Raw genomic sequence first — 21,362 nt, forward strand, 5'->3', positions numbered from 1 at the left:
AGGGCGCCGCATCATGTCCGAGAATCACCCACGCGTCGAGTCCGCATCGCCTCCGGCGCCCCCTCGCTCCGACTCCCATGATTAAATCTCTGCCACGAATGCCGCGCCCGAGGCATTGCCGCGACTGTCCACCTCGCCCGGGAGCGATGAATGGCCATTGAACTCCCGTCAATAGCGCGATTTCGCCCTCCCCGAAGTCCGGTGACACTTTCCGGCCGGCGCGGTGTTGCACCGACATGCCGCTCCGCCGCCCTCGCCGCCTCGCCGCCCTGCTCGTCCTCCCGCTCGCGCTGGTCGCCGGCGGCTGCCTCCCTCTCATCGGCGACGGCGATCTCGAGGTCGAGGAGCGCGAGCTCACCGGCTTCGACGCAGTCGTCAACGCCACCGCCCTCGACGTCGAGGTCACTCTCGGCGAGGCCGAGGCCGTGCGCGTCCTGTGCGACGCCAACCTGATCGAGCGCGTCGAGACCTTCGTCGACGGCGACGTGCTGCGCATCGGCCGGGACGGCCTGTTCGCCCTGCACCCGCGCGCCGGCTGCCGCGTCGAGGTCGAGACCCGCCACCTGCGCGCCCTGAGCAACACCGGCTCCGGCGAGGCGCGCACGATCGGCGCCGCGACCGAGCTGACCGACATCCGCCAGACCGGCTCGGGCTCGATCACCGTCGACGAGCTGACTGTCGCGCACGCCGACGTGCGCTCGACCGGCTCCGGCAGCATCCAATTGGCCGGCACGATCGAGGACGTCGCGTTCGTCAACACCGGCTCCGGAGGTATCCACGCCCGCGACCTGGTGGCCGAGACGGCCCAGGTCCGCAGCACCGGCTCCGGCGGCGTCGAGCTCCACGCCACCGAGCTCGTCGACGCCGAGCTCACCGGCTCCGGCACCGTCGACGTGTGGGGCTCGCCCGCCGACCGCCACGCTCACAAGACCGGCTCCGGCGAGGTCGTCTTCCACTGATCCCACCGTGGCAATCGCCGAAGCGCCCGCGCCCTTGCAATCATCGATGAGCGGCGACGCCGGAGCGCGAGGTCGTCACCGGCTCGCGCTGACGACCTCGCTCGCAGTGAGGCGACTACTGCAGGCGCTGCAGCTTCCAGTACGCCCCGCGATTGGTCGAGCGGATCGGCGGGAACACGCGCCCCCTCTCCAGCGGGATCACCCGCTCCTCCTGCGTCGGCTGCGGCGTCGACGGCTCGCTCGTATAACCGTCGAAGACGTAGCTCCCGCTCGCCACGCACGAATCACCAGTCTTGAATCGATCACCCAGGTTGGCCACTTCGATCTCCTCCGTTGAAGTCCACCCGTGTGGTTCCCCCGACCGGACCGATCGATCACCGCGCCGCCGGCCGTGCTCACGCACGCGCCGTCGCGTGACGGGATCGGCTCGCGACGACACGCGTCCTGCTCGGCTCGCTGCATTCCGCGCCTTGACAGGCCCCCCACCCGCGAGTAATGTCGTCTCGGCCCCAGCGATGGGGTCAGCCATGCGTATCTGATCCACGAGTCTTCGAGCACACCGACGCGGCGCCCTCACCGGGCTCGCCAGCCACGGATTGTGTCGATTTCTCCCGCGTTTCGGGGCTGAGGCCAAGAACGCGGTGCAGGTCGCGTATGCGGCCATTCTTCGGCACGCCGGGGCTTTCGGTCCTCGGAGGGCGATGCACTTCACGGGCGCGCGTGCGTCCGTGAGGCCGTGGATCTGCGGAGTCACCGTGCGGTGATTCGCGGCATCCGTGGAGCACGTCGTCCGTCGCGCCCGCTGGGGGCGCGCGCCGGGCCGCGTCGTCCTGTCCTCATTTCCCGCCACCGGCGCGCGGGTTCATCACGTCTGTCCTTTCGGACAGGCTCGTAGGATCGCGTCCATGCCCAGAACTCTCTTCGCTCCCAAGACCAACCCCGACCTCACCACGCCCGAGCCGCCCGCCGAGCCGTCGCCCCAGCCCAAACGCGAGCACGCTGGCCCGCTGTCGTGGGTCCTGGGCGGCGCCCCGACCGCGCGTCCGGGCTCCGCTCCCGCCCGCCCGGAGAAGCGGCGCGAGCAGACCCCGGCTCGCCAGCCGATGCCCGCGGACGTCCGCCGGCGGCGCAGCAAGTCGTCGGGCTTCCGCGGCTGAGCGGCGGCGAGGTCACCGCCCTCGCCGCCGTTCGCGGCGGCGAGGCCTTATTCGTGGCACATGTCTCTCCGGACATCCTCCGGAGCGGCCTCGTCGCGCCGCGAATCTTATCACATGTCCCCGAGGACATTTTATTATTCAATACCGAATCGCGCACCCATCGCGACGCTCGCTGCGCTCAACGATCGGCCCGCGCCAGCGCCGCTCGCGTCGCGGCCAGCTGCGGGTGCTGCAGCGTCGTCCGCAGCGCCTCTGCCCGCGTCAGCAATTCTCGCGCCTCCGCCCCCGTGGCCAGCGCGGCCAGCCCTGCCAGGTGGAGCGCATCGGCCAGGCCCCACGCATAAGTAGTCCGACTCGAGGCGACCGCCAGCGCCTGCGCGGCCGCCTCCGTCACCCGTATCCCGACCGCCAGCGCCCGCGTCAGCGCCAAATTGTTGAAATCGACGGCGAACAGGCCGAAGCCGCACGTCTCGGCCAGCACCAGGCCGCCGCGGATCGCCCGCTCCGCGTCGGCGAAGCGTCGCTCTGCCAGGCAGATCTGCGCCTCCAGGGCGTGGCAGCGCAGCACCACCTCGATCTCCCCGGTCGCGGTCGTCCACTCGCGCGCGCGGATCAGGTGATCGCTCGCGCGGTCCGTGTCGGGCTCCTCGTCGGCGAGCGCGAGCGTCCCGAGGATCGTCTCCGCGTGGGCGCGATGGCCGGCCCAGCCGAGCTCGTGCAGCCCCGCCAGGTTGCCCTCGATCTCCGCCCGCGCAGTCGCCAGCCGGCCCAGCCCCAGCGCGTGCTCGGCCGCCCAGAACGATCGACGCGCGAACGGCCGGTCGCCCAGCGCGCGCGTCCTGTCGAAGCAGGCCTCGGCCGCGTCGACCCGACCGAGGTCGTGCAGCACGCGGGCCTGCAGCGCCAGCGCCCGCGCCGCGTCCCCCGGCGCCTCCGCCCGGATCGCCACCTCCGCCGCCGTCTCGCACAGCTGCAGCGCCTCCGTCAGCGCCCCCGCCAATCGCTCCGTGTAGGCCAGCGCGCGCAGGCTCGTGGTCAGCGCCTCGAGGTTGCCGGCCTCGCGCGCGAGCGACCCGTTGATCCGGTAGCAGCGGCTCGCCTGTGCCAGATCGCCGAGCGCCCCCGCGTAGAGGCCCCAGTCGTACACCAGCCGCGCGCGCCGGCCGGGCTCGAGCGCCGTCGTCATGCGCGACGGATCGCCAGCCTCCGCGAACTCGCGGACGATCCGGGCCCCGCGGCTCATCGCCCCGAGCTGCAGCCCCAGGTGCGAGAACCCGCCCAGGCTGCGGAAGTAGATCGACGCCGCCTCGCCGACTCGGCCCGCGCGCAGCGTGTGCACGAGCAGCGCCTCGTACGTGTCGAGCCGCTCGTCCGCGTGCGGCCCCGGGCGATGGACATCGAGGCGCGCCACCAGGTGCGCCCGCTCGACCTCGTGGATCGCCGCCGGCGGCGCGTCGAGCAGCGAGCGGAAGTACTCCGCCACGAACGGGTGGGCCGTGTAGCGCCGCGGCGCCGCGCGAGCCACCAGACCCAGCCGCTCGAGCCGCGCCACGATCGGCCCCAGCTGTCCCGCCTCGAGCCCCGCAAGCGCCCCCGCGACTGCGCCGCCCGCCGCAGCCAGTCGCGCCAGCAATTCGACGTCCGCCCCGGCCGGGAACAGCGCCAGCCGGGCCACCAGGTCGCGTTCCTCGGGCGCCAGCGCCCGCGCGTACGCGGCCAGCACCGCCAGCAGCCGCCGCGCCTGCACATCGTCGCGCGCCGCGGGCTCGAGCGCGATCGCCTGCGCCCGCTCGCCGTCGCCGTCGAGGAACGTCCCCGCGTACGACCCGAGCATCGCCACCGACAGCGCGTGACCGCCGACGCGATCGACCAGCGGCCGCAGCGACGCGCTCGCAGCCAGCCCCCAGCGCTCGAGCAGCGCCGAGCCCTCCGCCGGCGACAGCCCGCCGAGGCGCAGCGTCGTCAAGCCTGCCCCGTCCCACGCCTGCAGGTCGGTCGGTTCGAAGCGCGTGGTCACGATCACGCGCGCCGCCCCGAGCCCGCGCGCCGCGCTCATCAGCAGCCGCCGCAGCGACCCGTCGGCGATCCGCCCGTACGTCGAGTCATCGAGCCCGCTGCCCTGCAGCACCTCGAGCCCGTCGAGCACCAACACATGCGGCGGCCCCGAGGCGAGCGCCTCCTGCAGCGCCTGCGGTCGCTCGCCCGCCGGCACCTCCGCCGCGGCGAAGTACTTCGTCGCCGCCGCGAAGAACGCCTCGACCCGCGTGTCATCGTAAAAGCTCCACACGAACAGCCCGCCCGCGTGCGGCCCCTCGCCCAGCGCCGCCACGAAGCGCTCGACCAGCGCGGTCTTGCCCGCCCCGCCGATCGCCACCACCGCGATCACCCGCCGGGACGGCTCGCGCAGCAGCGCCAGCGCCTCCTCGCGGCCGACGAAGTGGCGCGCGCGCGGCAGCGTGTGCGCGTGGCAAGGCCGCCAGCCCGCGCGCGTCGGCACCTCCTGCGCCGGCGCGGCCGCGACCACCAGCTCGCTCTCGGAGATCCCCAGCTCACGGCTCAGCTGGACCAGCAGCCGCCGCCGGCTCGCGTTGCGGACCACGAAGCCCTCCGCCGCCTCGTTGACCGCCCCCGACTCGTAGCGCCGGTACGTGCGGACATCGACCCCGACCGCCGCCGCGGCTGCCTCTTGGGTCAGGTTCAGCTCCGTGCGGACCCGCGCGAGCAGCTCGTGGTTGAAGCGGAGCACCGTCCTGGCGCCATCGTAGCCGGTCTTGCCCGGTTCTGCCCGGCTGCGATCCTCGTCCTGCGGGCGCCCGGGCCTCACTGTCCCGGCATGCCCATACCGACCAGGACCCAGATCATCGACGACCGAGTCTTCACCGTCCACGACTTCCTCTCCGCCGACGAGTGCGCCGAGTGGCTGCGGCTCGCCGAGGGCGTCGGCTTCGAGGCGGCGCCGATCACCACCGGGCGCGGCTTCGTCATGGCCCCGGAGATCCGCAACAACACCCGGGTGATCCTCGACGACGAGGACCGCGCGCGCCGCCTGTGGCAGCGGCTGGCCCCGTACGTGCCCGAGCGGCGCCACAGCTGGCGAGCCGTCGGCGTCAACGAGCGGTTCCGCTTCTACCGCTACCAGCCCGGCCAGTACTTCCGCTGGCACCACGACGGCAGCTTCCGCCGCGGCCCCGACGAGCAGAGCTTGCTCACTGTCATGCTCTACCTCGACGCCGACTTCACCGGCGGCACCACCGACTTCGACCACGACGGCGACGTCGTCCGCGTCGCCCCCGCGCGCGGCATGCTGCTCGTGTTCGACCACCCCATCCGACACCAGGGCGCCCCCGTCAAGCGCGGCGTCAAGCACGTCCTGCGCACCGACGTCATGTACCGCCGCGACCCAGAGTGACCCCGAGGACATGTCGCATGAGACATCTCTCGTATACTCAAGGACCCGTCCGCAGGATCGTCGCCGTCGCCGATCCGCTGGCCACGGCGATCACGTCCGCCTTGCCGTCGCCGTCGATGTCGCCGCTGGCCAGCCTGGCCTCGGTCGTCTGGCCCGCGATCGCGTAGTCCTGCACGCACTGCGCGTCGAAGTCCACCGCGGCCACGCCCGGCGGCCCCACCGTGGCCACGAGCAGCTCGCCGCGCCCGTCGCCGTCGACGTCCGCCAGCGGCCCGAGCTCTGCTCTCCAGGGCAGCGCCAGCTCCTCGGTCGCCACCAGCTGCAGCCAGGCTCGCACGACCTGCGCGCCCGACCCCTCGCGGTAGCACACCACGTCGTCGGCCCCCTCGCCGTCGACGTCGCCGACCGACACCGCCTGATAGCGCAACTCACCGCCGCCGACCGCCGTCGCCACCGTGGTCAACGCATCGCCGGCCAGCTCGAGGATCTTCGCCCCCGGCGGCTCGATCGCCGTCGACACGATGTCGACGCGGGCGCCGCCCGCCACTGCTCCGACGCCGATCGCGAACACCGCCTCCCCGCGGTCGTCGAGCGCGAGCTCGGGGCCCACCCCGCCCATGCCATCACCTGGCCTTAAGGCCAGGTTACCCTCGTCCGGCAGGCTGCGCGCCAGCACGTCCGCGTGACCGTCGCCGTCGAAGTCGCCGACGAACAACTGCTGCGTCTGCTGACCCAGCGTCGACACCAGCGGCGGCGCGAACACCCCGCCCTGATTCACCACGAGGCTCAGCTCGCCGATCTCGGCCGGCGCCGTCAGCACCACGTCGGGCTGCCCGTCCGCGTTCAGGTCGGCGACCGCGACCCGCGACACCGCCGCGGACATCCCGGTCGGAAACGTCTCTCCCGGGCCGAACCCGCCCGCGCCGTCGCCGGGCCGCAGCTCCACGACCGCGTCGATCGGCAGCGCCGCCAGCAGATCGAGCACACCGTCGCCGTCGAAGTCGGCCAGCGCCACGGCCGACGGCGGGCCCGCGAGCGAGAGCTCCGACGTCGTCAGCGCCGGACGCTCGCAGCTCGGCAGCGGCGACAGCCACTCGCAGTACTCGCCCACGCACTGCTGACCGACCGGGCACGCGTCGTCCTCGTAGTCCAGTTGGCACGGGCCGTAGTCGCAGGCGTCGGCATCGTACCAGTCGCAGATCTGCACCCCCGTCTTGCCACACACGTCACACGCCCGCGCTGCACCGAGCCGGCAGTTACACCACGGATGAGAGTCCGTGTCGTATCCCGGGTCCGCGCTGTCGGAGCTCGCCGTCGACGACTGCCCCGTCGCCGAGGAGCTCTCCGCCGACGACGTGCTCGTCGGTTCGCCCGCGGTCGCCGTCGACCCCTCGCCCGAAGGCCCTCCCGAGCTCTCGCTCGCGCTCGTCTGCGGCGCATCGGGACCGCACGACGTGAACCACAACCCGATCGCCACCACCGGAATCAGTCTAAGCATGCCGCCCGATCATGGCACAGCCGGCTCGCCGACGCACCCGGCCGCTCCTGCGCCCGCTCCCGGCCCCCGGTCGCGCGATGGAGCCAGAGACTCCACCTGCACCCCCGCGCTCGGGGCCGCGCACTCCGACATGACCCATCATACATTCCCGAAAGGACATGCTCTCATGAGCATGCTCCTCGGAACATGCCCCTTGGTACATCCTACCGCGGCCGCTGGCGGGCGTCGGCGTCGAACAGGCGCTCGAGGTCGGCGCTGAACTTCTTGGCCGACTCGATGAGCGCGGCCTCGTCGTGGCGGATCGAGTACTGCTCCTGCAGCACGCGCTCGTCGTGCTCGCGGAACATCTTCACGTACTCGCGGGCGTCGCTGGGCGTCACGCCGAGCTCCTCGAGCGAGCGGCGGGCCGCCTCGAGGCTCGACAGGAACGTCTCGCGGACGATCACGTGGGCCCCGTGGGCCATCAGGCGGAACGCGTGCGGGCGGTTGCGGGCGCGGGCCACGATCCGCAGCTCCGGGAAGTTGCGGCGGACCGTCTCGACCGTGCGCATCGACGCCTCGACGTCGTCGATCGCCACCACGATGAGGCGCGCCTTGTCGGCCCTGGCCGCGCGCAGCAGGTCGATGCGGGCCGCGTCGCCGTAATAGATCTCGTTGCCGAAGCGGCGCAGGAAGTCGACCTGGGTCGTGTCGACCTCGAGCGCGGTGAACGGGATCCGGGTCATCCGCAGCACGCGGCCGACGATCTGGCCGAAGCGGCCGAAGCCGGCGATGATGACCGGGTTCTCCTCGTCGATCGCGTCGAACTCGCGGCGGTTCTGGGCCGCGCGGCGGGCTGCCAGGCGGTCGCGGGCGATCAGCAGCAGCGGCGTCACCATCATCGACAGCGTCACCGCCACCACCAGCAGGTCGATCACCGCGCCTGAGACCAGCCCGGCCGGCTTCGCCACCCCGAACAGCACGAACGCGAACTCGCCGCCCTGCGACAGCGAGATCGCCAGGCTCGCCGCCGAGCCGAGCGGCATCTTCGCCAGCCGCCCCACGGCCAGCAGCGCCAGCGCCTTGACCGTCACGATCGCCACCACGACCGCCAGCACCGTCAGCGGCTGCGCCGCGATCACCCCGAGGTCGGCCGACATCCCGACCGCCACGAAGAACAAGCCGAGCAGCAGCCCCTTGAACGGCTCGATGTCGGCCTCGAGCTCGTGGCGGTACTCGCTGTCGGCCAGCAGCACCCCGGCGAGGAACGCCCCGAGCGCCGCCTCGAGGTGGATCACCTCCATCAGCAGCGCCGTCCCGATCACCACCAGCAGCGCCCACGCCGACGACAGCTCGTTGCTGCGGGTCGACAGCACCCAGCGGAACAGCGGGCGCAGCAGCACGCGTCCGGCCAGCACCAGCCCGGCGATCACCCCCGCCGCGATCGCCAGCGACATCCACGGCCCCTGCGTCGCCTCCGAGCCCTCGCCGCTGCTCGTCAGCAGCGGAATCGCCGCCAGCACCGGGATCGCCGCCAGATCCTGGAACAGCAGGATCTTGAACGACGCCCGCCCGTGCGGCGACGTCAGCTCGAGCCGCTCGCCCAGCACCTGCAGCACGAACGCGGTCGACGACAGCGACAATGCGAACCCGACCACCATCGCCCCTGCCGGCGGCAGCCCCAGCAGCCACGCCCCCGCGGCCAGCAGCAGCGACGTCACCACCACCTGCGCCGACCCCAGGCCGAACACCCCCGACCGCATCTCCCACAGCCGCTTCGGCTGCAGCTCGAGCCCGATCACGAACAGCAGCAGCACCACCCCGAATTCCGCGACGTGCAGCGTGTCCTCGACGTGCTCGACCAGCCCGAGCCCGGACGGCCCGATCACCGCACCTGCGGCCAGATAACCGAGCACCGAGCCGAGCCCGAGGCGCTTGAACAGCGGGACCACCACCACCGCGGCGGCCAGGAAGATCGCGGATTGAGCGAGCTGCACCGGCCCCGAACATACCCCGGCCGCGCGCCGAGCTGACCTCAGCCGTCGACCAGCGCTTGCAGCTGCCGCGCGGCCGCCCCGCGCACCTGGGCGTTGTCCGCGAGCCCGACGGCGCGCTCGAAGCAACCGCGGGCGCCCGCGACGTCGCCCGTGCGTCGCAGCAGGTCCCCGCGCGCCAGGTAGAAGCCCGGATAATCGACCAGCGCCGTCGCCACCTCCGGCTCGGCCAGCGCGCGCAGCCCGACCTCCGGACGCCCCGCGAACCCGGCCGCCACCGCCCGGTTGAGCGCCACGATCGGCGTCGGATGGCGCACGTGCAGCTCCGTGTAGAGGAGGAAGATCTGCAACCAGTCGGTCCCCGCCGCCGACGGCGCCTCGGCGTGCACCGCCGCGATCGCGGCCTGCAATTGATACGGCCCCGGTCGGCCCTGTCGCAGCGCCTGCGCCACCAGCTCCAGGCCCTCCGCGATCTGGGCCGGGTCCCAGCGCGACCGGTCCTGCTCCGCCAGCAGGATCAGCGCCCCGTCGTCGCCCGCCCGCGCCTCGCGCCGCGCGTCGTGCAGCAGCATCAACGCCAGCAGCCCCGTCATCTCCGCCTCGTCCGGCAGGATCTTCATCAGCACGCGGCCCAGCCGGATCGCCTCGCTGCACAGCTCGCGGCGCATCAGCGACGCCCCCGCGCTGGCCAGGTAGCCCTCGTTGAAGATCAGATAGATCACCGCCAGCACCGCCTCGACGCGCGCGGGCAGAGCGGCCGCGTCGGGCACCGCGTAGGGGATCTTCGCCTTCGCGATCTTCTGCTTCGCCCGCACCAGGCGCTGCGCCATGGTCGACTCGGTCGTCAAGAAGGCGCGGGCGATCTCCGCCGTCGACAGCCCGCCCAAGGTCCGCAGCGTCAGCGCCACCTGGGCCTCGGGCGCCAGCGCCGGATGACAGCAGGTGAAGATGAGTCGCAGGCGGTCGTCCTCGACCGGACCGCCCGGGCCGAGGTCCGGTCGACCCTCGTCGGCGCGGGCCAGCAGCAGCTCCGCCTCGACGTGCGTACCGAGTCGATCCGCGTTGCGACGGCGGCGCAGGCGGTCGAGCGCCTTGCGCTGCGCCGTCGTCGTCAACCATGCCCCGGGCGAGTGCGGCAGCCCGTCGGCCGGCCAGCGCTCGAGCGCGGCCGTCAGCGCGTCTTGCAGCGCGTCCTCGGCCAGCTCGAAGCTGCCGGTCAAGCGGATCAGCGTCGCCAGCACCGCGCCGGACTCGGCGCGGAAGATGGCATCGATCGCCCTGGCGACGCCGTTCACGTCGCCGAGGTTCCCACGCCGCCGGCTAGAACACCATCACCGGCCGCACCTCCGCCGATCCCAGCCCGTGGACCACCTCGGGCACCTTCGCCGCCCACGCCAGCGCCCCATCGAGGTCGGCGCACTCGACGATGTAGTAGCCGCCGAGCTGCTCCTTCGTCTCCGCGAACGGCCCGTCGACGTGGATCGTCCGGCCCTCGGTAATGCGCACAGTCGTCGCCGTCGTCGACGGCTGCAGCGCCTCTCCGCCGCACAGCGCGCCGGCCCGCGTCAGCTCCTCGGTGTAGGTCCTGTACTCGCCGAAGATCTGGTGCTGCTTCTGCTCCGGCAGCGCGTTGAAGGCCTTCTCGCTGCTGTAGATCAAGATGATGTACTTCATCGCCGTGACTCCTCCCGGTCCGTCATGACCGGCCTCGTCCCGCCGACGATCCAGCCCACCGACGATCGACAGCCCCCTCGAAATTTTTTTTCGACCGTCGTCTGGCCTCCACGCGCCCTCCGCGCCCCGTCATCAAAAGCGGCCGCTGAGCACCAGCCCGCCGAGGCTCGGGGCCACGCGCACGCCGCTCCACCGCGCCCCGCGACCGGCCCTCACGTCGCGAGCCCCGGTCGCCATCAGCGTCGCGCCCAGCGCCGCCCCGAACACTGCAGTCACCGCGCCGGCGGCCAGCATCGTCTCGCCGCGGCCGTGCTGGGCCCGCAGGGGCGCCAGCGCCTCCTCCGAATAACCTGTCCCTCGGGCCAGCTCATTCGCCGAGAACCGCTGCACGTACCACCCGCTCACCATCACCCCGAGCCCCACGACCCCCGCGCCGAGGAACGCCGCGCCCGCGAACATCTGCGCCCGCCCGCGTCGCCATCGCGCCGGGTCACCGTCCGGATTGACGTCGAGCTCGCAGCGGCTCCCGTCCTCGGCCGGCCCCTCCGCCTCCACGCGCGCCACCTCGCCCGCACCGGGCTCGCTCGCCGAGTCCTTCACCACCTCGCTCGCGACGACACCGCCCGCCGCGACCCCGCCGCTATCACTCGCGCCCCCTCCACTCGCCCCGACCTCTCCGCTCGCGCCGGCTCCGCTCGCCCCGACCTCTCCACCCCCGCCGGCATCACCCGCCGCGACCTCTCCGCTCCCGCTCGCCTCGGTCCCGCTCGAGCTCTCGTCCTGCCCCGCGCCTTCCTGCGCGCCTTCCGTGGCGAATTCCGCAGACTCGATCCCCTCGCGCGGCGGCTCGACCCGTCGAGCCTTCTTCTTCGCCACCTTCACGCGCGGCTTCACCTCCGCCGGCTTCACCTCCGCCTCGATCTTGCGCGCGCTCGCGGCCTTCGGCGGCCGCCACTCGTGGGCAGGCAGCTCCGCCGGCGCCTGCATCACAAGACCAAAAAGACATGTACAAAAAGACATCATATCATTTCCTCGTGCGCTCACACCCCGCTCGACGCCCCCGCGAGGATCCCCCGCAAGATCACCTGCGCCGCCTCGACCGCGATCGGCGCCCCCCGACGACCAGCGCTGTCAGCATCACTTGCGCATCCAAAGCACCCGCTCAACTCAATAAAACTGCGCCCCCGCCAGGATCCCCCGCAAGCTCACCTGCGCCGCCAGCACCAGCTCGTGCAGCAATCAGCACTCGCTCAATTAAACTGCGCCCCCGCGAGGATCCACCGCAAGATCACCTGCGCCTCCTCGGCCGCGATCGGCGGCCCGCCGAACGGCATCCGTCCCCCGACCGCCGGCGCCGTCAGCACCAGCTTGTGCATCAAGTAGCTGTCGGTCGGCGCGTTCGCGGCCACGCGGGGCATGTTCACCTGCTCCGCCTCGTCCTCGACCAGCTCTTCCCACAGCTTGTCGGGCTCGCGATCGAAGCGCAGGTCGCCCGGCTCGACCCCGTCGACGTGGCAACCCGCCACCGCGCAACGCGCGTCGGTGATCGCTCGCACCTGCGTGAACGTGGCCGCGGGCGGGTCGTGGTCGACCACCTCGACCGCCACCGCCGCGCTCGTCACTCCACCCGCGCTCGCCGTCAGCTCGACCGTCCCCGGCGACACCCCGAGCAGCACGCCTTGACCGTCGACGTACAGCGTCAGCTCCGCGCTGCTCTTCCACGTCAGCGTCGCCTCGACCGGCTCGCCGTCGGGATCGCTCACCAGCGCGGTCACCGGCAGCGTCTCGCCGACCTGCACCTGCAGCGGCCCGTCGACGTCGATCTCCACCTCGCCGACGTCCCCGCCCTGCTGCCCCGGCGCGCACGCGAACACCTCCGTCTCCGGCGCCCCCGCGGCGATCCACGCGGTGATCGTCGCGATCTGCCCCACCGACAGGCTCCCGCCGATCGGCATCTGCTGCCCCACCGACGGCCCCGGCGAGAGTTTCTCCACCAGGAAGCTGCTCTCGGGCGAGCCCGGCGCCACGCGCAGCGAGCCCGGCGACTGGCTGCTCTCCACCCCGACCAGCGCCGCGTACGACTCCCCCGCCGCCAGCGACAGCCCCGCCGCCGGCTGACCGCCCGCGTGGCAGCTGCAGCTGGCGGTGAAGATCGCCTGGACCGCGCCCTCGAAGTCGCAATCGCTCGGCGTCCCGCCGGACGGATCGTTCGGCCCCGTGGTCGGCACATCGCCCGTGGTCGGCGCATCCCCCGTGCTCGGCGCAGGCTCCGCCGTCGTGCCGTCGGTGTCGGTCCCATCGGTGTCGGCCCCCGGCAGCCCGACCAGGTTGCAAGCAGAAGAGAGCGCGCCGCTCACCAGCAGCGCGGAACAGGTTCGGACCAGACGACGGACAATCATTGCTCGCACCTCGAGTGCCCGCAGGGTCGCGGGCGTTACACCGTTTGTCCGCGAATTTTTTCGTCCTCGCCCGCGCCCCCGGCGCCCCTCTGGCTCACACGCCCTCTGTGTCCAGACACCCGCGCCCCTGCGCCTGGCCCGCAACATCTCCTCCAGGACACGTCGCTCCACCCGCGTCGAACATGTCCTCGAGGACATGTCACTCCACGCGCCCCCCCGACGACAGCATGTCCTCGAGGACATGTCATTCCCACCCGCCGGCTCCACAAGCCACATGTCCTCGAGGACATGTCACTCCACCTGCGCCTCCGCCAGCACCTCCTCGAGGACCTGTCATCAGCGCGCCCACGGTCCCCTCGGCCGCATGTCCTCGAGGACATCCGCCATCCCAGACACCTGTCCCGCGGGACATCTCGCGCAGACGGTGAGACGTCCGCCCCTGCGCTCGCGCGCCCGCGCGCCCGCACCCGGGTTCGCGCATTCGGGCACGCGATCGCGCCGGACGGCCCCCGATGCGGCGCCCGGGGCCTTTCGATAGGCTGGTGCCCATGACATTTCGCTATGGCCGCCCTGCGGCACTCATCGCGCTCCTGGCGGCGTGCGGCGACGACGGGACGCGGGACACCGCCGCCACCGGCAGTCAGCCGTCGACCGCGCCCACCTCGCTGACCGAGGCCACCACCGGCCCGACCACCGGCGGCGAGCCGACCGGCACCACCCAGACCCCCGACCCCGGCACCACCAGCACGGACGGCCCGACCAGCGCCCCGACCACCACCGACGCGCCCGGCACCACCACCGTGAGCACCACCGATTCGCCGGGCACCACCACCGGCGGCGTGGAGGACTGCCTCCCGCCCGACGCCCTGATCCTCCTCGATCGCACCCAATCGATGCACCGCACCCCCGACGGTCAGACCCCCGTCGACGCGCCGGCCTACGCCAGCAGCAAGTGGTCCCTGGCGATCAGCGCCATCGAGACCCTCACCGCCGCCCCGCAGGACGACACGGTCCGCTTCGGCCTCGAGCTGTGGCCGCGCGATCCGGGCGGAGGCGTCTGCGTCACCCTCGCCGAGCGCATCGAGCAGAACAAGACCGCCACCAACCCGCAGTGCGAGGCCGGCGAGGTCGTCCTCGGCCCCGCTCTCGGCAACGGCGCCGCGATCGCCGGCCTCATCGACCCGGCCACCACCTTGCTCTGCAACACCACCCCCACCGGCGAGGCGCTCATCACCGCCGGCGAGTACTTCGCCGGCAACAAGGAGCCCGACCGCGAGCAATATGCGATCCTCGTCACCGACGGCGCCGACTGGGACCTCAGCTGCCCCGACCCCTCGCCGCTGGCCGCCGTCCAGGACCTCGCCGAGCAGGGCGTCAAGACCTTCATCGTCGGCTTCAACGGCGAGGAGGCGATGCTCGGCGCGACCGAGTACCTCAACGACCTCGCCTGCGCCGGCCGCACCGCCAAGGGCTTCCCGGGCCCCTGCGTGCCCACTGCCGACGGCTTCGTCGCCGTCGAGGGCGCCGACATCCCGGTGTACCTGCAGGCCGACAACGCCCAGGAGCTCGGCGCCGCCCTCAAGTCGGTCGCCGGCCAGCTGTGCTGCGGCTGCGACAAGACCTGCGACGCCCCCGAGGTGCTGTTCGCCCTCGACCGCACCCTCAGCATGCACCGCACCCCCGACGGCCAGACCCCCGTCGACGCCCCGAACTACGCCAGCAGCAAGTGGTCGCAGGCGATCGGGGCGATCGAGCAGGTCGTCGGCGGCGGCCTCGACACCGACCTGCGCTTCGGCCTCGAGCTGTGGCCGCGCGATCCGGGCGGCGGCCTGTGCATCACCCTGGCCGAGCGGATCCTCGACACCAAGCAGGCCACCAACCCGATGTGCCAGGACGCCGAGATCCTCGTCCCGCCCGCGCTCGCCGCCGGCGCCGCGATCGACCAGGCAGTCGACCCGCTCACCACCCTGATCTGCAACACCACCCCGACCGGCACCGCGCTCGAGACCGCCTCGACCTGGCTGGTGAACAACGCCGTGCCCGGCCGCGAGCAGTACGTCGTCCTCGTCACCGACGGCGCCGACTGGGACCTCAGCTGCCCCGACCCCTCGCCGCTGCTCGTCACCCAGAAGCTCGCCGCCGCCGGCATCCGCACCTACGTCGTCGGCTTCTTCGGCGCCGAGGCCCAGGCCGGCGCCGTCCAGTTCCTCAACGACGTCGCCTGCGCCGGCCAGACCGCCAAGGACTTCGCAGCCAACTGCGCGCAGATGGGCAGCGGCTACCAGGCCCAGAACCCCGACAGCATGGTCCCGCTCTATCTGCAAGCCGGCAACGGCGAGCTGCCGCAGACGCTCGCCACGGTCGCCGACGAGATCTTGCAGTACTGCATCCCCGGCTGAACTCGTTTCATCCTCTCTCGAAGGACATGCCCGAACGGACATGTCCTATTTTTCATGTCACCCGTCGGCGACGCCGGCGCTCACGTGAACTTGCCGGTCGCGGGGTCCTTGATCAGGATCCTCGGCGAGTCGGCCAGGTACAGGACCTCGAGCGGCCGGCCCGTCGCGCACGCGTCGACCAGGAATTGGCGGTTGATCCCGCCGACGTACGACGGATACAGCTCCTTGCCGATCGACCCGCCCGGCAGCTGGATCTCGAACAGCACCCGTGCCTTGTGATAGCCCTTGACCAGCGCCGTCACCTGCGTGCCCTCGGCGCGCAGTCGGTCCCATTGCTTCTGCGTCGCGGCCGAGATGCCGACGAAGAACAGGATGCCCATCGCCCCGACCAGCACCGGGGCGAGCACACCCAGCACGCTTCTCAACGGCCCCTCCCCCACCAACAGGCCGGCCGTCCACACCCCGTAGGTCACGACCCCGAGCACGATCAGCCACGTCTTCGTCTTCCGGTCCATTCGCCCGAGTGGACACTCTTCGCCCCGCAGAGGGCAAGCACTTCGTCGCCTCCGCGCAAGCCGCGGCCGCTCGCACCCGCACAGCGGCTCGTCGAGGCAGACGACGAGATCGCGCCGCAGGCGTGGGACCGCTCAGGCAGCTCGACCCGCGGACCGCGCTCCTGAGGTCGCTCGCCCGCGACCCCGGAGCGTCCGAGCCAGTCAGCCCGAACTCTGACCCGAGAGACAGCCGGACGCGGCGTGACCTCGTCGCAGCCGACCCTCGCCGCATCAACTCCGCGAGCGTCGCCGCAGCCAGAGGCCGCCGAGCACCACGAGCCCCAGAAACCCGGGCCCCCGCGCGTGCGCGCTGCAGCCCCCGCCGCCCGACTGCGCCGGCGCGCCGGACTCCTCCGGCGGCGGCGGTGGCGGATAAACCTGTCCTTCAGGCCAGGTCGTGCACAGCTCCGGATTCCACGAGCTCTTGCCCTCGCACACGTACGCCTGCCCCTCGCACGACGCCGCCAGCGTCGACGTCGGATCGACCTCGAGCGGCCCGAGCGCGTCTGCCACGTCGTCGCCGAAGCAGCGCTCGTCGACGAACACCTCGCCGCGCGCCAGATCGATCGACTCGAACTGCAGGCAGCCCGGCGCAACCAGGTTCGTCTTCCACCCGAACCGCGGCGCGTCGTCCGGCCCGAGCAAGCGCCCGGCGAAGTTGCTCGCCACCGTCGCGGGCAGCCCCTCGCGGTCGAGGTCGTACGCGATCTCGAGCCACCCGTGCTCGCGCAGGTGCGTGCAGAAGCCCGGCGAGACCACCAGCGGACCCCCGCCGACCGGACAGGATCCCGGCTGCGACTGCGACCACGGGTACGCGCCGTCGCAGCAGACCAGATCTTCAGGCGCCTCCCGGCGCTCGACCCGATGCTCGCTCGTCACCACCAGCGGCGCCGCCGCGGCCTCGGGCAGCGGCTCGGCCGCGACCGTCACCGCCGACTCCTGCTCGTACGTGATGCAGGCCCCGGGCGGCGCGTAATACTCGGCAGTCGCCCAGGCCGCGGTGTCGACGTGCGTGATCACGGTGTACGTGGCCCCGGCGGTCCACGGCTGCGCCGGCCGCCAGATGAACACAGAAAAACCCTCGAACACCTCGAACGTCCCCGCCACCTCCTCTCCCATCGCGTCGAGCACCTTCATCGTAAAAAACTCGAGCGCCCGCTCGGCCCGCCCGTGGCCTGGCGTGAACGCGAGCACCCCGTCGAGCGCGACCTCCGAGCTCGCCGGCGGCAGGGCCATCGGCAGCGGGTTCCAGCACTCGTCGCCGCAATGCCCCCACGCCGGGCGAGTCGCCGTCCAACCCAGCCCCGCGCTCATCGTCGCCACCACCCACCGCAAGCAAGTCGAGCGTCGCACCTCACCACCTTAGCGCGGGTCGCCCGCCGCGGACAGCCCCCCGCTCTTGCCCCAGCGCGGGGCGCAGCTGCGTCCAGGTGCCCCCCACCGAGCTGCACCTCCCCGTCACCGGGCATCGCGGGAATCGACCGCGCCCCCCGAAGGTATGTCCTTCGAGACATGTACGACCATTCATCGCACCGGCTCCGCTGAGCCCGCCCTGCTCGCCGCGACGGGCGCAGCAAAATAAAAATCTCGAGGCCTGTCCCATCGAACATCCGGTGATCCGGCGAGCGGAGCGCCGCGGCCGGGGGCGGCGCCGAATGAAGATACCATCATTTCGGCGGCGGCAGCGGTCGCCGGAGATGCAGGATCCCCGCTTCATACGACGATTTGATTAATTCAAAACGCCGCGCCTTGAACTCGCCCTATCGGCCTCTAGGCTGGCAATGCGCTCACATTTCCTGACGAGCTGTGGCAACAGCGCCGGGGGCGTGGCGACCGCGAGGAATCTCGGATGGCCCGTCGCATCGACCACGCCCGCTACAGCAAGGCTCGCCGGTACCTCGTGGCGGTCGGGGTCACCGCCTTCGCGGCGGGATCGCGGCTGCTCCTGGCCTACACCGAGCCGCAGCCGCCGATCCTCGTCCTCTTCACCGGCGCGGCGGGCGTCTCCGCGTGGTTCGGCGGGCTCGGCCCTGCGCTCCTCACCATCGCCATCTCGGCCGCCCTCGACTTCTGGTTCTTCGACCCGCACCTCGCGATCGCAGTCCACCGCTGGACCGACCTGCTCGACCTCGGCATCTTCGCCCTCGTCGCCTTCGCCGTCGCCTGGCTGTGTGAATCGCTGCACGCCGCGCGGCGGCTGGTCGAGGACCGCGCGCGCGAGCTGTCGCTGGTGTCGGCCAACGAGCGGGCCTGGAAGGACCGCTACGAGGCCGCGGTGCGGGCCAGCGGGCACATCCTCTACGACTTCGACCGCGCCGGCGGCCAGGCCATGTTCAGCGGCGCCTGTCGGCCGCTCCTCGGCTACGACGCCGAGGAGCTCGGCGGCATCGACTGGAGCGTGCTCGTCCACCCCGACGACCTCCCGCGCTACCGCCTCGCGCGCAGCAGCGGCGACGGCCTCGAGGTCGAGTACCGCGTCCGTCACCGCGGCGGGCGGTGGATCACCCTCCACGACGTCGGCCAGAAGATCCACGACCCCGACGGCCGCGTCGTCCGCGTCGTCGGCTTCCTCAAGGACGTCACCGCCCAGCGGCAGGCCGAGGCGCTGGTGCGGGCCAGCGAGGAGCGCCTGCGCCTCGCCGTCGAGGCCACCGGCCTCGGCGTCACCGCCACGGTGTTCGGCCCGGACGGCGAGGTCCGGTTCGAGTGGACCCGCGAGGCCCGGCGCGCCTTCGGCGTCCCCGACGACGTCGAGCTCACCGTCGCCGAGCTGCTCGCGCGCGTGCACCCGGCCGACGTCGCCGCCGTGCGGGCCGCCGTGCGGGCCTCGCTCGACCCCGCCGGCGACGGCAGCGACAACCTCGAGTTCCGCATCGTCCGCCCCGAGGGCGCGGTGCGCTGGCTCGGCTGTCAGGGCCGCACCGTGTTCGACACCGCCGTCGACCCGCCGAGGCCGCTGCGCAACATCGGCATCGTCCGCGACGTCACCGAGCGCAAGGCCACCGCCGAGCAGCTGGCCGAGAGCTTCGCCCTCATCGACGCTCTGGTCTTCAAGGCGCCGATCGGCATGGCCTTCATCGACCGCGGGTTCCGCTACGTCCGCGTCAACGAGAAGCTGGCCGAGTTCAACGGCGTCCCCGCGGCCGAGCACATCGGTCGGACCGTCGCCCAGATCGTGCCTGACCTGTGGCCGCAGCTCGAGCCGCTCCTGCGCGACGGCCTGGGCGGCGGCCCCGAGCGCGTCAACATCGAGATCGAGGGTCAGACGTCCGCCCAGCCGGGCCGGCGCCACTGGATGCTGAGCCAGTACCCGATCCGCGCCGGCGACAAGCTGCTCGGGGTCGGCATCACCGTCATCGAGACCACCGCGCAGAAGCGCATCGAGGCCTCGCTGCGGGAGGCCGACCACCGCAAGGACACCTTCATCGCCATGCTCGCGCACGAGCTGCGCAACCCGCTGGCGCCGATCCGCAACGCCCTCGCGCTGCTCGGCGTCGCCCGCGACGCGCCCGAGCGGGCCGGCAGCCTCGCCGTCATCGGCCGCCAGGTCGAACAGATGGCCCACCTCCTCGACGACCTGCTCGACGTCTCGCGCATCACTCGCGGCCGCCTCACCTTGCGGCGCGAATCGATCACCCTCGACTCCGTCATGACCCGCGCCGCCGAGACCGCGAGCCCGTGGATCGCCGCGCGGCGGCACAGCTTCGTCGTCGACATCCCGCCCGCGCCGATCGTCCTCGACGCCGACCCGGTGCGGCTGGCCCAGGTGTTCTCCAACCTGTTCACCAACGCCGCCAAGTACACCGAGCCGGGCGGGGCCATCCGCGTCTCGGCCGCGGTCCACGGCGCGCGGGTCCAGGTCCGCGTCGCCGACACCGGCGTCGGCATCGCCGCCGAGCACCTGCCGCGCCTGTTCGAGATGTTCTCGCAGGTCGGTCCGACCGAGACCCGCTCGGAGGGCGGCCTCGGCATCGGCCTCGCGCTCGCCCGCGGCCTCGTCGAGATGCACGGCGGCGAGATCACGGCGCGCAGCCCCGGCCTCGGCCGCGGCAGCGAATTCGTGGTCGACCTGCCGCTCGCCGCCGCCGCGTCCCGACGCCCCCGCGCGCCCTCCGGCCCGGCCCTCGTCGACCCACCCACCGGCCGGCGGATCCTCGTCGCCGACGACAACGTCGACAACGCCGACACCCTCGCCATGCTGCTCGAGGCGCTCGGCAACGACGTCCACACCGTCTACGACGGCGACGCGGCCGTGAGCGCCTGCGCCGAGTTCCGCCCCGACGTCGTCTTCCTCGACATCGGCATGCCGAAGCGCGACGGCTACGAGGTCTGTCGGTGGATCCGCCAGCAGCCGTGGGGCGCCGCGCCGGTGATCATCGCCCAGACCGGCTGGGGTCAGGACGAGGACCGCCGGCGCGCCCGCGCGGCCGGCTTCGATCATCACCTCACCAAGCCGGCCGACCCCGACCGCTTGCTCGCGCTGCTGGCCCGCACCGCTGCCGCGCGCTCCTCGGCCGCGTGATCGGCTGTCCTTCGGGACATATCACCACAGCCGCCTCAGAAGCGGCCGCCGAGCATGAAGGTGCCGCCGTCGAGGAACGGCGTCGGCGCCATGTTGGCGCGCAGGCGGGTCCGGCCGAGCTTGAAGCCGTCGACGTCGGCGACGCGCTGGGCCTTGCCGTCGTTGACGAACATGATGGTGCCGGCGATGCCCATGGCGAGGCCGGCGATCTGGACCAGGCCCGGCAGGGCCATGAACACCTTCGGCGTGATCGCCTCGGTGCGCAGATACGGGATCGTCATGAACGGCCCGATCAGCGGGATCAGCGAGAAGCCGGCCGCGCGCCTGCAGTTGGGCGCGTCGGCGAGGTTGCAGGTGTCGTGAATGATGCCGGCGATCAGCGCGGTGAACAGGTACGACGAGCCGAACATGGTCCAGCCGGCGATCATCAGCCCCTTGCGGCGCTTCGGCGGCGTCGGCGGCGGCGCGTAGACGGGGCCGGCGACCGGGCCCTGCGGTGGCGGCGGGGCGGCGCTCGGATCGGCGTAGGGCTGAGGCGCGGGCGCGCCGGGGTCGGCGTAGGGCTGCGACGCCGCGTCGGCCGGCGCCGCCGCGGGGTCCTGCGCCGCAGCTGACCAGGAGGCCAGGGTCGATCGGACAGGCGCGGCCATGGCCTCGGGACAGACGAGCGACGCGGCGACGACGACGGCGAGCGGGAGGGCGGGGCGATACATTCGGTCTCCTGTGTTCTGCAGCATAGAAGCCGCCTCGGCGCGGCGTAAACGCGAATCGACCTGCGCAGTGCGGGAGGCCCCAGCGTCCTCGCAAAATCGCACTAT

General features: G+C 72.3%; 16 protein-coding genes. 5 read left to right on the top strand and 11 right to left on the bottom strand.

Features of this window, described 5'->3' with window-relative positions:
• The first annotated feature begins 236 nt into the window (after positions 1 to 236).
• Entirely contained in the window at positions 237 to 959 is a 723-nt protein-coding gene (locus O0S08_RS43915) for a head GIN domain-containing protein (protein WP_269035486.1), read from the top strand.
• Positions 960 to 1,074: 115 nt separating this feature from the next.
• On the opposite strand, the gene O0S08_RS43920 is transcribed toward O0S08_RS43915, so the two are convergent.
• A complete protein-coding gene (locus O0S08_RS43920; protein ID WP_269035487.1) occupies positions 1,075 to 1,278 on the bottom strand; it encodes a YjzC family protein in 204 nt (67 codons plus the stop codon).
• Between the two features lie 586 nt (positions 1,279 to 1,864).
• On the opposite strand from O0S08_RS43920, the gene O0S08_RS43925 reads away from it, so the two are divergent.
• Positions 1,865 to 2,116, top strand: coding sequence for a hypothetical protein (locus O0S08_RS43925; RefSeq protein ID WP_269035488.1), 252 nt, complete (start codon positions 1,865 to 1,867; stop codon positions 2,114 to 2,116).
• Between the two features lie 178 nt (positions 2,117 to 2,294).
• Here the strand turns inward: O0S08_RS43925 and O0S08_RS43930 are convergent, their stop codons facing one another.
• Entirely contained in the window at positions 2,295 to 4,940 is a 2,646-nt protein-coding gene (locus O0S08_RS43930; protein WP_269035489.1) for a helix-turn-helix domain-containing protein, read from the bottom strand.
• Between the two features lie 9 nt (positions 4,941 to 4,949).
• Between O0S08_RS43930 and O0S08_RS43935 the strand changes: the two genes are divergently transcribed.
• On the top strand, positions 4,950 to 5,525 hold the full coding sequence (locus O0S08_RS43935) for a 2OG-Fe(II) oxygenase (RefSeq protein WP_269035490.1): 576 nt from the start codon (positions 4,950 to 4,952) through the stop codon (positions 5,523 to 5,525).
• 37 nt (positions 5,526 to 5,562) lie between these two features.
• On the opposite strand, the gene O0S08_RS43940 is transcribed toward O0S08_RS43935, so the two are convergent.
• The 6 genes from O0S08_RS43940 to O0S08_RS43965 form a co-directional block, all read right to left on the bottom strand.
• Positions 5,563 to 7,023, bottom strand: a complete 1,461-nt coding sequence (locus tag O0S08_RS43940) for an FG-GAP repeat domain-containing protein (RefSeq protein WP_269035491.1) — start codon at positions 7,021 to 7,023, stop codon at positions 5,563 to 5,565.
• Positions 7,024 to 7,226: 203 nt separating this feature from the next.
• Positions 7,227 to 8,999: a monovalent cation:proton antiporter-2 (CPA2) family protein gene (locus tag O0S08_RS43945; protein ID WP_269035492.1), complete on the bottom strand. Its 1,773-nt coding sequence runs from the start codon at positions 8,997 to 8,999 to the stop codon at positions 7,227 to 7,229.
• A gap of 38 nt (positions 9,000 to 9,037) precedes the next feature.
• On the bottom strand, positions 9,038 to 10,291 hold the full coding sequence (locus O0S08_RS43950) for an RNA polymerase sigma factor (RefSeq protein WP_269035493.1): 1,254 nt from the start codon (positions 10,289 to 10,291) through the stop codon (positions 9,038 to 9,040).
• A gap of 25 nt (positions 10,292 to 10,316) precedes the next feature.
• The gene (locus O0S08_RS43955) at positions 10,317 to 10,670 is read right to left on the bottom strand and encodes a YciI family protein (protein ID WP_269035494.1); all 354 of its coding nucleotides are present in this window, start codon (positions 10,668 to 10,670) and stop codon (positions 10,317 to 10,319) included.
• Between the two features lie 132 nt (positions 10,671 to 10,802).
• Entirely contained in the window at positions 10,803 to 11,657 is an 855-nt protein-coding gene (locus tag O0S08_RS43960) for a hypothetical protein (RefSeq protein WP_269035495.1), read from the bottom strand.
• Positions 11,658 to 11,920: 263 nt separating this feature from the next.
• Entirely contained in the window at positions 11,921 to 13,069 is a 1,149-nt protein-coding gene (locus O0S08_RS43965; RefSeq protein WP_269035496.1) for an Ig-like domain-containing protein, read from the bottom strand.
• A gap of 548 nt (positions 13,070 to 13,617) precedes the next feature.
• Here O0S08_RS43965 and O0S08_RS43970 point away from each other — a divergent pair.
• Positions 13,618 to 15,468: a vWA domain-containing protein gene (locus O0S08_RS43970; protein WP_269035497.1), complete on the top strand. Its 1,851-nt coding sequence runs from the start codon at positions 13,618 to 13,620 to the stop codon at positions 15,466 to 15,468.
• 80 nt (positions 15,469 to 15,548) lie between these two features.
• On the opposite strand, the gene O0S08_RS43975 is transcribed toward O0S08_RS43970, so the two are convergent.
• Both O0S08_RS43975 and O0S08_RS43980 read right to left on the bottom strand, forming a co-directional pair.
• A complete protein-coding gene (locus tag O0S08_RS43975; protein ID WP_269035498.1) occupies positions 15,549 to 15,983 on the bottom strand; it encodes a hypothetical protein in 435 nt (144 codons plus the stop codon).
• 270 nt (positions 15,984 to 16,253) lie between these two features.
• Positions 16,254 to 17,375, bottom strand: a complete 1,122-nt coding sequence (locus O0S08_RS43980) for a hypothetical protein (protein WP_269035499.1) — start codon at positions 17,373 to 17,375, stop codon at positions 16,254 to 16,256.
• A 496-nt stretch (positions 17,376 to 17,871) separates the two neighbouring features.
• Between O0S08_RS43980 and O0S08_RS43985 the strand changes: the two genes are divergently transcribed.
• Complete coding sequence (locus tag O0S08_RS43985; protein ID WP_269035500.1) at positions 17,872 to 20,544, top strand: ATP-binding protein; 2,673 nt, start codon at positions 17,872 to 17,874, stop codon at positions 20,542 to 20,544.
• A gap of 35 nt (positions 20,545 to 20,579) precedes the next feature.
• On the opposite strand, the gene O0S08_RS43990 is transcribed toward O0S08_RS43985, so the two are convergent.
• Complete coding sequence (locus tag O0S08_RS43990) at positions 20,580 to 21,257, bottom strand: hypothetical protein (protein WP_269035501.1); 678 nt, start codon at positions 21,255 to 21,257, stop codon at positions 20,580 to 20,582.
• Positions 21,258 to 21,362 lie beyond the last annotated feature (105 nt).

It is taken from the genome of Nannocystis punicea (assembly GCF_026965555.1).
GTDB classification, from domain to species: Bacteria; Myxococcota_A; Polyangia; order Nannocystales; family Nannocystaceae; genus Nannocystis; species Nannocystis punicea.

Bases quoted from the DNA above. Each gene is read 5' to 3' on its own strand.
- O0S08_RS43970 (WP_269035497.1), top strand. From the start codon at position 13,618: ATGACATTTCGCTATGGCCGCCCTGCGGCACTCATCGCGCTCCTGGCG.
- O0S08_RS43925 (WP_269035488.1), top strand. From the start codon at position 1,865: ATGCCCAGAACTCTCTTCGCTCCCAAGACCAACCCCGACCTCACCACG.
- O0S08_RS43965 (WP_269035496.1), bottom strand. From the start codon at position 13,069: ATGATTGTCCGTCGTCTGGTCCGAACCTGTTCCGCGCTGCTGGTGAGC.
- O0S08_RS43955 (WP_269035494.1), bottom strand. From the start codon at position 10,670: ATGAAGTACATCATCTTGATCTACAGCAGCGAGAAGGCCTTCAACGCG.
- O0S08_RS43990 (WP_269035501.1), bottom strand. From the start codon at position 21,257: ATGTATCGCCCCGCCCTCCCGCTCGCCGTCGTCGTCGCCGCGTCGCTC.
- O0S08_RS43960 (WP_269035495.1), bottom strand. From the start codon at position 11,657: ATGCAGGCGCCGGCGGAGCTGCCTGCCCACGAGTGGCGGCCGCCGAAG.
- O0S08_RS43975 (WP_269035498.1), bottom strand. From the start codon at position 15,983: ATGGACCGGAAGACGAAGACGTGGCTGATCGTGCTCGGGGTCGTGACC.
- O0S08_RS43940 (WP_269035491.1), bottom strand. From the start codon at position 7,023: ATGCTTAGACTGATTCCGGTGGTGGCGATCGGGTTGTGGTTCACGTCG.
- O0S08_RS43935 (WP_269035490.1), top strand. From the start codon at position 4,950: ATGCCCATACCGACCAGGACCCAGATCATCGACGACCGAGTCTTCACC.
- O0S08_RS43915 (WP_269035486.1), top strand. From the start codon at position 237: ATGCCGCTCCGCCGCCCTCGCCGCCTCGCCGCCCTGCTCGTCCTCCCG.
- O0S08_RS43985 (WP_269035500.1), top strand. From the start codon at position 17,872: ATGGCCCGTCGCATCGACCACGCCCGCTACAGCAAGGCTCGCCGGTAC.